Here is a 14,759-nt window from a genome sequence, read left to right as displayed (position 1 = left end):
CTTTATCAACAGGATTTGACAAAGAGCCAAAAAAAGACGCTAAGATATCTTAGCGTCTTTTCTCAATAACCAATTATTAATCTTCTTTTCTCTTCTTAATCAAGAAGCCTAAGCCTACTAAGGATAGCATTGCTAGACCTAAAGCAGATAAACCTGAAGTTTCAGAACCAGTTTGTGGCAAACGATTTTGCTTAGCTGATAAACTATTTCTGCTCTTGGTATTTACATTTGCATTAATCATATGACTATTCTTTTCAGAATTATCATTGCTAATTAACCCTTTATTAGTATCACTCTTTTGGTTATTAGTTGATTTTTCGACTACTGTTTCTATTCCTGGAATTACTACATCTTGTCCATCAACCTTACCGTGGAAGGTACCGTCATCATCTACATGAGCATCAGTAATGTCCTTACCTGGGTTTGACTTCTTAACGTTGTCAATTACCTTACCCTTGTCTTCATCTGTGATGTGCTTGGTATCATCTACTGGTACTTTATCTGTTGGTGGGTTTAATGTTCCTTGGTCTCTTGTTGAAGTCTTATAAACAGGAATAGTTACATCTTTAGTTGAACCATCTGGGAATTCAATAGTAGCTGGTACATCCTTAGTTTCACCTGGCTTCATACCATCTACAATAGTTTGAGCTCCTTGACCCCAAACTGCATGAGTTCCTTCTGGTAAATCTCCTAAATTCTTAATACCTGAATCAGCATTTTCTGGTAATTGACCATGACTATCAGTTTCTACTCTTTGAGTCACAATCTTATCACCATAATCATCAGATTGACCATGCTTATGAACTGGGACAGTAACTTCCTTAGTTGAACCATCTGGGAAGGTTACAACTACTTGAGCAGTTGTATCTGTACCAGGCTTAGTCTTATTAATTTTATCTTGAGCTCTATCTGCCCAGGTTGGATTTGTTCCTTCTGGTAAATCGGCTAAGTTCTTAATACCTTCCTTTGCATTAGGTAGTTGTCCATTTTTATCAGTATTTACTAGTTGTGGTTCAACATCATAACCATCAGATTGACCTTCTCTATGAACTGGAATTGTAATTTCCTTCTTTGAGCCATCTGGGAAGACAACTGTTGCTGGTACATCCTTAGTTTCACCTGGCTTCAAATTCTTGGCAATATCTTGGGCACCATCACCCCAGCTTGCGTGAGTTCCTCCAGGTAACTTTCCTAAGTTCTTAATACCAGAGTCAGCATTTTCAGGTAAATTACCATCTTTATCAGTATTTACTGGTTGTGTTTCAATATTATAATCATCAGATTGACCATGTAAGTGAACACTTACATCAATGCCTTCACCCTTCTTGGAACCATCTGGGAAGACAACAGTAGCTGGAAGTTTTACAGTTTCACCTGGCTTCAAGTTCTTAACTACTTCTTGAGCAGCATCCTTATCTTGCCATTCTGCATGTGTACCATCTGGCAATTGTGGAGTCTTAAAGTCTGCTGGTTTATGAAGGTTAGTAATTCCATCATCAGCGTTGTCAGGTAAGTTTCTATCCTTCAAATCGATTGGTTGTGTTACTACTTTATAAGTATCTGCATCAGTAGCAACAGTTACTGGAATTGAAACAATTTCAGTTGATTTATCTGGATAAATTACTACAGCATCGTAATTCTTGGTTGTACCACCCTTTGCATTTTCAAGCTCAGTCTTCATTTGACCAGGGTTAACCCATTCAACCGTGGTGTTCTCTGGCAATGCAGGATAAGTTTTACCTTCTTTGGTAGTAGCCTTCTTTAAGTTAGCAATACCTTTATTGGCATCTGGCACACTATCCTTAGGTGTAATAATACCTTGAGTAATTGGAGTATTAACTTCATTATCAGCTGTAATGTGTACCGGCAACTTAATCTTGTCAGTTGTTCCATCTGGATAAGTTACAGTAGCATCGAAGCTCTTATCAGAACCTGGCATTCCATGCTTAGTAAAGTCATCAACATCTGATTGATTATCAAAAGTTACCTTCGTTCCATCTGGCAATTGTGGGTTATTTTCACCAGGCTTATGTAAATTAATTACACCATCTTCAGGATTTACTGTTTGTCCAGGAAGTGTCTTAATAGTCTGAGTTTCTGGAGTATTGCGATCAGCATCAGTTTGAACTAATACCGGAATTGTAACTTCGGCAGTTGAACCATCCTTAAAGGTAAGAATTGCTTCACCACTTGTTAAGCCTGGCTTACTCAAATCGGGTTCAAAGTTCTTCTTCCATTGAATACCATTAGGAGCTAACACATCAGCTAAACTTGGGAAGTCTTTGTCTCCTTCTTTAGTTGCTTGATCTTTGTTAGCAATACCGTCAGAGGCTTGAGGTATATTACCCTTGTACTTAGCAATAATTTGCTTAGTATCAATCTTATTTTGGTAATCAGATGCTAGACTAGTTACCTTAACTTCAACTGGAACATCCTTAGTTGAACCATCTGGGAAGTTAACTTCTACAATTCCATACTTGGTACCAGGTTTAGTAGTATCAGGAATTATATTATCCTTCCATGAATAAGTTGTGTGAACAGTACCTTCTGGTTTATTTGCTACTGGCATTTGATCTTTATTAGCAATACCATCTGCAGCTCTGTTAGTTATATCTTCATTTAAACCTGCATAAATAGTTGTACCTTCAGGCTTATAATCATTTGCTAATCCCTTAACCTCAATGTTAATAGGAGCAGCATTAGAAGTACCATCTTTATAAGTTACAACTACAATCGCTGGAACGTTACCAACCTTAGAAACATCTGGTGTAGTTGCCCAAGTAATTGAACTAACATCTTTTAGTTCGTCAAGATTTGAAACTGCCTTTTCTGCAACAGGAGTATCGTTTATATAAGTCCAAATATCATGAGCCTTAAGTTGATACTTTTCAGCATCACTTCTACCATCACCAATTACATTAACGATTACTGGAACAGTTCTGCTACTATTATCTGGGAAAGTTACAGTTACATAACCTGTCTTCTTATTTGGCTTTGTAGTATCTGGAACATTACCATTTGCCCAAGTGTAGCTAGTTCCATCTGGTAATTGTTCATTCTGTTTTCCAGCTTGATCGGCATTCAAAATACCTTTTCTAGCCCATTCATCTGAACTAATATCGGTTCCTTCATGAACATTGATTTCTTGAGTTTCAATACCGTATTTACTTGCATCACTTTGGACGATAACTGGAACTCGAACTTCATTAATTGATGAATCTGGATAGCTTACTACAACAATACCCCAAACTTGGCCTTCTTTAGAAGTATCAGGAACATAACCCTTTCTCCATCTAAATGTTGCTCCATCTTGCTCATCAGCATTTAAAATGCCTTTTTTAGCCCAATCATTTGAACTAAGATCTTGATTCAATGTTGCATGAAGGATATTAGCTTGTGGATTATGCTTTTCAGCATCTGACTTATTATTATCGGTAATATTTAAAGGTACTTCAACTACTTGTAGAACTACCATCTGGATACGTTACCTTTACATGACCATACTTATTATTAGTTACTGAAGTATTTGGAACTCCGCCGTCCCATTCATATTTTGTACCATCTGGTAACTTTTCCTTACCATTAGCATCTTTATCAGCATTAGCAATACCATCTTTTGCTCGACCTGATAAGTCAGTACCCTTTGGAACAGAAATGGTCTCTGGAACTGGTGAATACTTTTCAGCATCACTAGTAACATGAACAGTTACATCAACAGTATTGTATGAACCATCTGGATACGTTACCTTTACAGTCGCTGGAATATCACCTGTCTTTGATGTATCAGGTGCGCCATTTACCCAAGTATAAGCTGATGGATCAGTTGGAAGGTTAGTTGACTTATCCTTATCAATTGCATCAATTGCACGGTTAGTCAAGTCTTCTTTGTATCCGGCATTAATATCCTTACCAACAACAGTTGATAAGTTAGCATCAGAATATACGTTAGCCTTTACTGGAACAATTTGAGTGGTTCCATCTGGATAAGTTACCTTAACTTGAGCTTGTTTTGGACCAATAGTAGAAGTATCAATTCCTCCATCTACCCATTCATATTTAGTACCATCAGGCAACTTAGTATAGGTCTTGCCATCTTGGCTAACTTCTCCATCTTTATTAGCGATAAAGTCTTGAGGATTTGCACTTTGGCCTTTTTGGAGGTTTTGAGTCTTACCAATAGCAGTGTATTTTTCATTATCAGCAATTACATGAACAGTAACAGGAACTAAATCTGATTTACTGCCATCATTGTAAGTTACTTGAACATAGCCAGTTTGATCACCAGGCTTAGTAGTATCAACGGCTGGATGATTTTCATCTACAACCCAGTTGTAGCCTGCTTTATCTGCTGGTAAATCATCGTGGTTCTTGATTGCTTCATAAGCATCATTACCATCTAATTTATGACCATTATCAACTTTAATTGTTCCACCTTCTGGAGTGAACTTGTCAGCATCAGTAATCTTGTCTACTACATTTAAGTCTACGTCTAAGTCAGGAGTAGTGTTATCTGCATAAGTTACAGTAATAATACCCTTCTTGGTATTAGTATCAACACTCTTCCAAGCTGCACTCTTAAAGGTTGGTTCATAGTCAGTAGTACCTGGCTTAATGTTTGCAATTTCATCTTTATTGGTGATGTATTGGCTAGCATCTTGACCTGCTAAATTATCATCTTTAGCAACAGTAATTGGACTCTTAGCAGTTGGACCTAAAGGAGCGGTAGTTGAAACAAAACCACTAGCACCACGAGGGGTTTCAATTCTAACTTTAACTTCTTCTTTGTTAAGAAGCGGCTTATCTAAGTTAATTGTAAAGTTACCTTGGTCATCAACATTACCTGAACCAACTTTATTATTATCTTTGTCGTAGGCAACGGCTACCGCACCAGTGTTAGTTGATTCATCAACTACTGAACCCTTAATTTGTGCACCATTATCAGTAAAGCCATGTCCTTCACCAGTAATACTTGCATTATTTACTGAACGAGTTGAGAATTCAAGGTAACGTAATTGACCAGTTCTAATCGCATCTCTAATCGCAACAATGTTATTGTAGGCTTGGTTTTGATACTCAGAGTGTAATGCATCCCCAGTCACACCGCCTTGACCACTAGTATTAAATTGAACCGTCTTAAAGGTACCCATATCAGCAATATTAGAACTTGGTGTGAGCATAGCTCTTACCTTGTCATGAGTTGCATATACAGTACCATTTAAAGCAAAAATTCTACTATTTTGGTTATTGTTGTTTGAAATATCAAAAATAACTTTTGCAGTATTGTCGAAGTTGAAGTTACCATTTGCATTGTAATCATCAACTAGACTAACTTTACCATTACTACTATCACTTAAAATGAAAGTACCACGTTTATAAACGTTTAATTTACTGCTTCCACCAACTCTCATTAAAGCAGGATTTGCACCAGAACCAGATACATTATTAATTCCAGTTGAGTAAACTTCTAAAGCAGCTCCTGAATTAACATTAATGGTAATTGGTCCCCACATTGAGAGAGCACCACCATCGTTATTCAAGTAGAAGTCACCGTTACGATTAATAATTAATTTACCATTATCATTACTGTAATCATCATCTGCAATACTTTGACCCACATTGATGCTTACACGGTTATCGGCACGAATAGTATAGTCACGCGCACCATCATTGATAATTAAGTTACCAAAGATATTTAATTGTGTTCCGTCTGAACGAATGAAGATACTGTTATCGTTATTAGCTTCTTTAGGGTTATCAATTGTAACTTCTGCACCTTTTTCAATAGTAGTATTAGCTGCACCTAAGTAAAGAACAGAACCAGTACCATAGTTACTAAAACCATTACCACCAAAGCCAGTTACATTTTGATTTGGCATAGTAAAGTGTGACTTAGAACCCTTATGGAAGATTACAGTACCACCATTTGCACCGTTTGAAAGAACAGCTATCTTACCACCACCATAAGGAGTACCGTAAGTGGTATATAAATAGTTACCATTTAAAGTGGCATTTTCACCAACTTCAATTCTGTGATTTCCATCAGAGTATTCAGTTGAAATAGCTTGACCGTGATCAGTGTTAACAGTCACATTAGCATTATCCTTAATAATAATCCATTGACCTTCAACACCTGATCTGTTACCACCAGTTTCAGTATAAACAGTACCATTTGAGAACTTAGATTGATATGAAGCGGTAGCGTTTAAATTGTTAGTACCTTCTAAATCAATTTCAGCATTTGCAGCATAAGCACCACCACCAGCATAAACTGTCATATCCTTGTAAGTCATACGGTGTACTGCACCATTGGTTGCCTGCCAAGCCTTATCAGTACCGTGATCACCAGTAAGAGCAAATGGACCAACAGCACTCTTAGAATAGAAAGTACCATTTTCTACTGTCCAATCAGCTGCTTGATTACCACCTGGATTCATGAAGTAACCAATTGAACCAAGGTCAACTGTATGACCATTACCATTAATTACTAAAGTACGAGGAACAACTCTACGGTGTTCAACATTTGTACCATAGTTACCACTTGTAAAGTCACTATTAATGTTAATAGTAGTAATATTTTGATTCATCAAAGCTGAGTTAAATGAATCGAAATCACTAACATTAGCTGTTGTTGAATCTTCAACTTTGCTTTCAGCTAATAAGTTAGCAGCTTGATTAGAAGATTGAACAGCTTTCAATGAAGTAGTAGATACTTGCGTAGTATCTACTTGATTAGTAGTAGCATTGTCATTGCTATCAGTTCTATCTTGAGTACTTACTTCTGACTTCGCACTAGAGCTAGAATTGTTTTCACTTTTTGATTGACTTGATGAAGCTGAATCTACATTTTCTTCAGTACTTGTAGTTTGCTCTTGAGAACTTACAGCCTTAGCTTGTTCTAACTTTTCTTGATTAGAATTAGAGCTAGAACTAATTTCAGTGACACTAGTCTTAGTAGATTCTAGTGTATCAGCCTTAGCTATTGATGTTTGTCCCACGAAAAATAATGTAGTACCCATTAAAACGGATACCAACCCAACATTTAATTTACGCAAAGCAAAATGTTGTTGCTCTTTATCAGCAACCTTTTGCATGCGCATTTTCATATTATTTTTTGAAAACATATAATATCCCCCTAATTAAGACAGTTGTAACGTCTTTCATAATCGATAATAAAATATAAAAAAATATTTTTCAAATTAGAACAATCGCTTTTTTTAATAAAATGATAATATAGTCTTTTTTTATCAAAAAGCGTTTTCTTTTAATTCCTTTAATGCCAAGGATTTGCCATGATATATTTTGGAGAATTAGCACTCTTATTTTTTCAGTTATTTAATTATTATTACATTTATTCAATCAAATAAAATTATTTTTTATATGTATTTGCTATACGATATATATATATATTAGGCGAATTTTCATATTTTATTAACTATTTAAGGCGTAGATATATGTTATATTTCATACGGTAGTTAATTAACTCTATGTTACATAAAATCAGTTAATTTTACTGACTAAAACAAAAGGAGAATACTTATGTTTCGTCGACATTTAGTTGATTGGGGATTATTGACGCTATCATTTATTATTTTGGCATGTGTCCTCCTAATGTGGCTAGCTGGTCAAACATCCTCTTTAATTTTTAATTCTATAACAGTAATTATCAGTTTAGGTGTTTTAGCTGGTTGCATTATTCCCCAGATTGCATTAACTTGGCTAATCATATTCTTAACAACAATTGGCTCTGCTAGCCTACTACTAGGATATGTTGTTATGCCCACTTTTCAAAAACTATTACTGTTATCAACGTTTCCAATAATAGCTTCCTTAACTGCTCTTGCAAAACAAATAATTGGTGCTTGGGGCTGGATTGACCGTAATCGCACTGATATCAACAATTATATTGCACATTACAATCCAGTAGTTAAACTCAAATCCAAATACGATGCTACGCACTTATATCACAAAGAAGTACGTTTCATTATTAATGAAGAAAAAGCTAAATTAAGAATTGATCTTAACATGATTCAATGGGTACATAGCAAGCAATTTAGGCAATTTCATGAAGAAGAATATAAAGAAACCTTACATTCAATTTCTAAAATTCTAAAAGATTTACGCTTCCCATCTGAACAGATTTATTACCTAGGTAACGAAACATTCTTAATAATTTCCTACGCTTTAGATCAAGAAACGCTAACTTACAAAAATGCTCAAACCCAAGCCTCCCTAAAAAAGCTTTCCTCATTTCAAGCTCTACCTCAGTATAAGTGGGCTAGCCTACATATTAACCGCAAGAATGTCTATGACTACATGGAATTAAATGACGCCTTACGTTACTTAACTCGTGAGATGGAAACTGATTTAGTAATTGAATACTTAAAAGGAGTTGAATCATGTGATTAACCTCTTCTTTGATTTAGCAGTTGCAATCACGCTGGTATTTGCAATAGCAATTTTACTTTTAACGGTTTGTTATTGGCTTATTTATTTTCGAATAGAACAATCTTTCTTATATCGAACTAAAAACACCAAGGAGAGCAACTATGATAAGTAAATTTTTTCTATCTACAACTTTAATTTCAATCTGGCTATCAGCTATTATGACCATTGTTACACTTATTGGGGCTTGTAGTTTTTGGCTTAAGTATTCTAAAATACTGATAAAAGTTACTAAGCTTTCTAGATATCCAACAATTAGCATAATTGTCCCTGCCCATAATGAAGAATTAGTTATTGCTCAAACTACTAAAGCCTTGCTTAATTTAAACTATCCTAATGAAAAAATAGAGCTTTTATTATATGCAGATAATTGTACCGATCAAACTGCCCAAATTATGCAGAGAGTAATTGCAAATTCAGATTCTAATAATAAGCCTGCACATATTAAAGTTATCGAAAGAACTGGAAATGGTGGTAAAGCTGGTGTTTTAAATGATGCCTTAAAAATCGCTCATGGAGAATATTTAGCAATTTATGATGCTGATGCGATACCAGAAAAAAACGCACTATATTTTTTAGTAAAAAAGGTACTTGAAAATCCAGATAAATATGTTGCCGTCTTTGGACGAAATAAAACTAGAAATGCAGCTCAAAATTTCTTAACTCGCTGTATAAATCAGGAAATTGTTGTTACTCAACGAATTCAGCACTGTGGTATATGGCACATGTTTAAAATCGGCCGAATTCCTGGGACCAATTTCATTATCCAACGTGATTTTGTTAAAGAAATTGGTGGCTGGCGTAATGGCGCATTAACTGAAGATACTGATATTTCATTTAAAATTATGCAATCTGGTAAATTAATTGCACTAGCCTATAATTCTGAAGCTTTTCAACAAGAGCCTGAACGCTCACGTGACTATTACTTTCAGCGTTTACGCTGGGCAAAGGGAAACTATCAAGTAGTAATCGGCAACTTCATCCATTTATTTGACCGTTCTAATTGGCGTGTTAAATTAGAAACTTTTTATTATGCATGTACCTTCTTTTGGTTCAATGCGGCAATTATTTTGTCAGACTTAATTTTTCTATCTAATGTGATTGCTTGGCTAGCTCGCCTGTTTAATCCTGCAATTCAGATGCCATTTACCTTCGGTGAAAGTAATATTTTAATCACCCAATTACTACTATTAAATTGGTTATTCATGATTATCCTTTACTTACTTCAAATCACAACCGCAATGGCTACGCAATATGGCCAGGCTACTACTAGTCAAATCTGGTTAGGACTTGCATCTTATTTCACCTATTCCCAGTTATTTATTATTGTTTCAGTTCATGCCGTAATTTCTGTTACTTTAGACAGCTTATTCCATCGAAATAAAACTGTCTGGGTTAAGACACGTCGCTTTAACAATTAAGTGGAGGAATATGATGAAGAATAAACTTATTGGAGTATTTTTTCTGCTAATAGTTTTCGGCTATATTGCCGTCTTTTTCTTAATTAGAATTAATAATCCTAAACAAGTCCAGCTAAAAACTTACCAAGAATGGAAAAAGGAATATTTAGTCAATAAGGGTCATAATCAGACCTTTGTTAATGCAGGATCTAGAAAAAATCCAATAGCCTTATCTGAAGCGCAAGGTTTTGGCTTGATTATTACTACTAAAGCTGCCAAGTTAGGCTGGGCTAAAGAAGCTGACTTTGATAAGCTATTAAATTATTACTTAGCTCATCAAGATTATGTTGACGACAAACATACGCAAAGGGTTAGCTTGATGCAATGGAAACAATATTATCGACACCATCACTGGATTAGTGAATATAATAGTGCTACCGATGGTGATTTATATATTGCTACAGCTTTAGATACTGCTTCTCGAATTTGGCCGAAAAAGGCGAAGTATTATCGCAATTTAGAAATTAAACTTGCAAATGATATTTTGCGTTATGAATATAATCCTAAGACGGGTCTTTTAACAACTGGGGATTGGGTCAGATTAGATTCTAATTATGCAAACTTATTTCGAACTTCTGATGTATTACCATTTATTTTTACGAATTTAGCTAAGACAACTAAGAATGATAAATGGTGTCAAGTTAAGAATGCAATGTTAACTAAATTAGTCCAGTTATCTAATCAACATAAGACCGGCTTAATTCCAGATTTTGCTTGGGCAAGCAAAAAGTCAGTTAAGGCTGTTGCTCCCAAAACAATCGCTGGCAAAAATGATGGTTATTATGCCTACAATGCCTGTCGCTTACCTTGGATTCTTGCCAAAGGGCATGATGCTAAATCAAGATTAATTGAGCGCCGAATGTTAAAATATTTTGCTAAGCAAAATATTGTCTATGGTGGTTATAAATTAACCGGTAAAACACTAGTTAAGAATCAATCTCCAAGCTTCAGCGCTCCTATTTTTTATGGAGTTAATCACTTTCGTGGGCAAGGCTTTGATAACTTATTTGTCAGCCAACAATACATCTACAGTAAGCCCTTGCCTCAAGATGATTACTATGGCGCCACTTTAACTACATTAGTAGCAGTTGACCGCTAAATCTTAAAATATATTTGCTTGCAACCACATTTTTAACTGTGGTAATCTTAAGTAATTGATACCAGGAGGAGATAAAATGTTACAATTTAGTATTTCAAAATTTAATAACTCCTCTTCCTCAACTTCAACTTTACTTGTGGTTGAGTGATTTTGGTATTCAAAAAATTAAGCTAATAAAATGCCGACTCTTTTAACCACTAAGTTATTTTTTACTTACAATAAAAGAGTCGGTTTTTATTTACAAAAGAATGGAGTAATCAAGATGAAGCAGCAGCCAAACGAAAACTTAAAACGTTCATTAGGTTTTACCTCAGCTCTTTCAATTGTTATCGGAACGATTATTGGTTCAGGAATTTTCTTCAAACAAGCATCTGTTTTAGACAGTGCCGGTTCATCTGCTTTAGCAATTTTAGCTTGGATTTTAGGTGGTATTACCACTTTAACAAGCGGTTTAACAATTGCTGAAATTGGTGCCCAGATGCCATACACCGGTGGCCTTTATATTTATATTGAAAACATCTATGGCAGAATGGCTGGATTTTTAGCTGGCTGGATGCAGATTATAATTTATGGTCCGGCAATAATTGCTTCAGTTTCTGGCTTTATGAGTATTTTGATGGCAAACTTTTTCGGTCTTAGTTCTAATTGGCGTATTCCCTTGGCGATTGGCAGTGTCATTTTAATTGCACTTATGAATCTCTTTGAAAATAAAATTAGTGCTACTTTTTCAGTTGTAACCACTCTTGGAAAATTGATTCCGATAGCAGCTATTATCATTTTCGGCCTTTTCTGGGGAAATCAAAATGCCTTAAGTCAAACAGTAACTGAGGTTAGTCAATCAACTAGCAATTTCGGTGTTGCCATCTTAGCTACTTTATTTGCATATGATGGCTGGATTCTAATTGCTAATTTAGGTGGCGAAATGAAAAATCCTCAAAAATTGCTACCAAAGGCAATAATTTTGGGAATTAGTACTGTTTTAGTTATTTATACTTTAATTACGATTGGAATTTTACGTTTCTTACCTGCTAACCTAATTCACCACTTAGGTGAAAATGCTCCAGCATATATGACTGCTAAAGCTTTCGGTCCTCTTGGTGGCAAAATTATAGCAGCTGGTATTATCATTTCAATGCTTGGTACACTTAATGGGAAAGTGTTAACTTTTCCTCGAATTGTCTTTGCTATGGCCAAGCGAAAAGACATCCCCTTTTCCAAAAGCTTATCCTACCTTAGTCCCAAAGGTAAAGCACCAATAGCTGCTACAGTTTTCGTTTCAGCATTAGCTTTTATCATGATGTTATTTTTTGATCCAAATCGCTTGTCTGATTTATGTGTCTTTTCAATTTATTGCTTCTACATTCTAGCATTTTTTGGTATTTTCATTTTAAGAAAACAAAATAATAAACGTCCCTTCTCAACTCCTCTTTATCCGCTAGTTCCAATCATTGCCATTGCTGGTGGAATTTTTGTTGCAGTTTGCGAAATCATCAATGACTTTCACGGTGTGATTTTATTCTTAGGTTTTATTGCTCTAGGTTTGCCAATTTTTTACCTCGTCAAAAAATACTACAATTCAAAAGTTTAAGTAAAAGAAAAAGCACCTAACGGTGCTTTTTTATTTAACTAATCTTCTTTAGCTTCGTTTAATGATTTCATAATTGAAGGGTTCTTTGAATGGCAGTCCTTCAGCATTTGTAAATCTTCTGCGTTTAGTTCTACAACATACTTACTCATAGTAGTTTCCTCTTTTCGATTGTAGTAATACCTAAAACTAGGTTAACTTAAATGTACCACTTTTTATTGTGAATGGCACAACTAAAATTTAATTACTTCTTGAGTTATATCTACTTCAGCTTTGACGCCAAAAGGGACAATGCAGTGTGGAGTACTGTGACCAACATTTAGATTATAAACAATCGGCAAGTCGGCATTTTGAATTTCTTCAAGCAAAATCTGCTTGTATTCTTCATAATATGCTTTGTCTTGCGGTTGGCCAACTAAAACACCACTTACCACATCAAAAATACCATAGTCCGCTAAAGCGCGAACCATCTGACGATATTTTTCTGGTGCAGACTTAGTTTCACTTGACTCTAAGAGTAAAATTTTACCTTGCCATTCATCAAGACTAGGGAATAAATGATATTTTTGCGTTAGCGAAATAGTATCTTCATAGCGTGAATTGTCAAAGAAATCATAGATTGATTCAATGCAGCCACCCAAAATTTCACCACTAAATTGCTTGGGCCCTCTTAATAACTCAAAGCCATTATTCTTATGACTAATTCTTGGAGTTCCAACAGCTTTCTTACTAAAATCTTTTCTTTCTTCATACCAAACATCACTTGGGTGGATTTCCTTAATCGTTCCAGTCTTAATTAACTCTTCAAAATACGCCTGACTATATGGCAACATCTTCTTATCTAATTCACAGATATCAGTTAAAAATGCTTGGCCATAAAAAGTCTTTATTCCCAGATTATTAAGCATGAAATGATTCTTAGTAGTATCAGAGAAACCTAAAAATATTTTTTGTTTAGCAACTTGCTTTAATTCATCATGCTCAAATAAATATGGCAAAAGTCTATAAGTATCATCCCCACCAATTGCACATAAAATCATGTCAACTGAGTAATCTTTAAAGGCCGCCAATAAATCTTCAGCACGTTTTTCAGGATGATTCTTGATATATGCTAGTCCTTTCAAACTATTGGGCATAAACTCTACTTCTAGGCCTAAATCTTTGAGTCTTTTTATACCTAATTCTCTCTCATGAGCTACTGCATCTTCGCCTAAAATACCACTTGATAGGCTAACGATTGCTATTTTATTGACTTTCATAGTTGACACCTCACAAAGTAATTTAAATTACTAGATATTATAGCATTACTAACTTTAATCGCAATTAAAAACCACCCAGTAATAAAACTGAGTGGTTTTTAATTAATGGATGTATCTCTTGCTAAAAGATCACTAATAACATCCTGCAGAGTTATTTTCTTCATCTGTTCAAAAGCACTATTCTGAATTTCTTCATAAAAACCAACTAGACTTGTTTGAACATTCCGACCAACCGAACAATTGAGATTAGTCTTTGGATCAACATGAAGTAATTCATGATCTATATCTATTGCCATATAAATATCAAATAAAGTTATATCGCTAGGTTTTCTAATTAATCTTGCACTTGCTTTACCCTGTCTAGTTTCAATCAAGACCGCACTACGCAAGTCTGACATTAACTGCCTAATAATACTTGGATTGGACTCTATACTAGCAGCAATTGCTCTACTAGATAAATCTTCGTTTTTAAATATTTCTAAATAGCTGAGTAAGTGAATAGCATCACTGAATTTATACGAATACTTCATGTTACTTATTCTAACTTGTTAATTTTTAACGTGCAATTACTTCCTTAATCGCATCTTCTAAAGGTAAAAGTGGATGGTCTAAAGTTTCAACTACATTACTATTTACATCAAGTGAGCCATCATCAATTGGTTCATCAAATGATGCAAATAAAGTTGCCATTTCTGTACTTACTCCAGTACTTTCAAGACATTGTACATATTCATCATGATTAAATTGTTTAATTGTTAATTCTTTGCCCTAAATTTCCAATTGCTGCAGTAACTGAATACTTCATATAATTATCAACTCCACTTTCGCTTAACGCTGTAAGTTTATTATTTACATGTTTTATTATAATGCATTTAATTTATTATCAACACCTTATGCACAAAAAAGTAGTTCAT

At 34.8% G+C, this 14,759-nt stretch carries 9 protein-coding genes; 4 read left to right on the top strand and 5 right to left on the bottom strand.

Features of this window, described 5'->3' with window-relative positions; translation table 11 throughout:
- Positions 1-76: 76 nt before the first annotated feature.
- Entirely contained in the window at positions 77-3,475 is a 3,399-nt protein-coding gene (locus FC45_RS07770; RefSeq protein ID WP_155517706.1) for a Rib/alpha-like domain-containing protein, read from the bottom strand.
- A complete protein-coding gene (locus FC45_RS07765; protein WP_236694516.1) occupies positions 3,453-7,121 on the bottom strand; it encodes a Rib/alpha-like domain-containing protein in 3,669 nt (1,222 codons plus the stop codon). The genes FC45_RS07770 and FC45_RS07765 overlap by 23 nt, the downstream gene beginning before the upstream one ends.
- 415 nt (positions 7,122-7,536) lie before the next feature.
- Between FC45_RS07765 and FC45_RS04360 the strand changes: the two genes are divergently transcribed.
- From FC45_RS04360 to FC45_RS04345, 4 genes are all read left to right on the top strand, one after another.
- Positions 7,537-8,406: a hypothetical protein gene (locus FC45_RS04360; RefSeq protein ID WP_006585120.1), complete on the top strand. Its 870-nt coding sequence runs from the start codon at positions 7,537-7,539 to the stop codon at positions 8,404-8,406.
- A 140-nt stretch (positions 8,407-8,546) separates the two neighbouring features.
- Complete coding sequence (locus tag FC45_RS04355) at positions 8,547-9,863, top strand: glycosyltransferase family 2 protein (RefSeq protein ID WP_057706412.1); 1,317 nt, start codon at positions 8,547-8,549, stop codon at positions 9,861-9,863.
- 10 nt (positions 9,864-9,873) lie between these two features.
- The gene (locus FC45_RS04350; protein ID WP_006588717.1) at positions 9,874-11,001 is read left to right on the top strand and encodes a glycosyl hydrolase family 8; all 1,128 of its coding nucleotides are present in this window, start codon (positions 9,874-9,876) and stop codon (positions 10,999-11,001) included.
- Positions 11,002-11,263: 262 nt separating this feature from the next.
- Positions 11,264-12,589, top strand: coding sequence for an APC family permease (locus FC45_RS04345; protein WP_006585123.1), 1,326 nt, complete (start codon positions 11,264-11,266; stop codon positions 12,587-12,589).
- Positions 12,590-12,819: 230 nt separating this feature from the next.
- Here FC45_RS04345 and FC45_RS04340 read toward each other — a convergent pair whose 3' ends face one another.
- The 3 genes from FC45_RS04340 to FC45_RS07690 all read right to left on the bottom strand — a co-directional run bounded on the left by FC45_RS04340 (position 12,820) and on the right by FC45_RS07690 (position 14,535).
- On the bottom strand, positions 12,820-13,845 hold the full coding sequence (locus FC45_RS04340; RefSeq protein ID WP_006585124.1) for a S66 family peptidase: 1,026 nt from the start codon (positions 13,843-13,845) through the stop codon (positions 12,820-12,822).
- Positions 13,846-13,943: 98 nt separating this feature from the next.
- Entirely contained in the window at positions 13,944-14,375 is a 432-nt protein-coding gene (locus FC45_RS04335) for an Rrf2 family transcriptional regulator (protein ID WP_006585125.1), read from the bottom strand.
- A 25-nt stretch (positions 14,376-14,400) separates the two neighbouring features.
- Positions 14,401-14,535 carry a hypothetical protein gene (locus tag FC45_RS07690; protein WP_006588258.1) on the bottom strand — a complete coding sequence of 45 codons (135 nt, stop codon included), beginning with the start codon at positions 14,533-14,535 and terminating at the stop codon, positions 14,401-14,403.
- Positions 14,536-14,759: the final 224 nt, after the last annotated feature.

The sequence above is a fragment of the Lactobacillus jensenii DSM 20557 genome (genome assembly GCF_001436455.1).
Taxonomy (GTDB): Bacteria; Bacillota; Bacilli; order Lactobacillales; family Lactobacillaceae; genus Lactobacillus; species Lactobacillus jensenii.
This window is presented reverse-complemented; position numbering and strand designations above follow the sequence as displayed.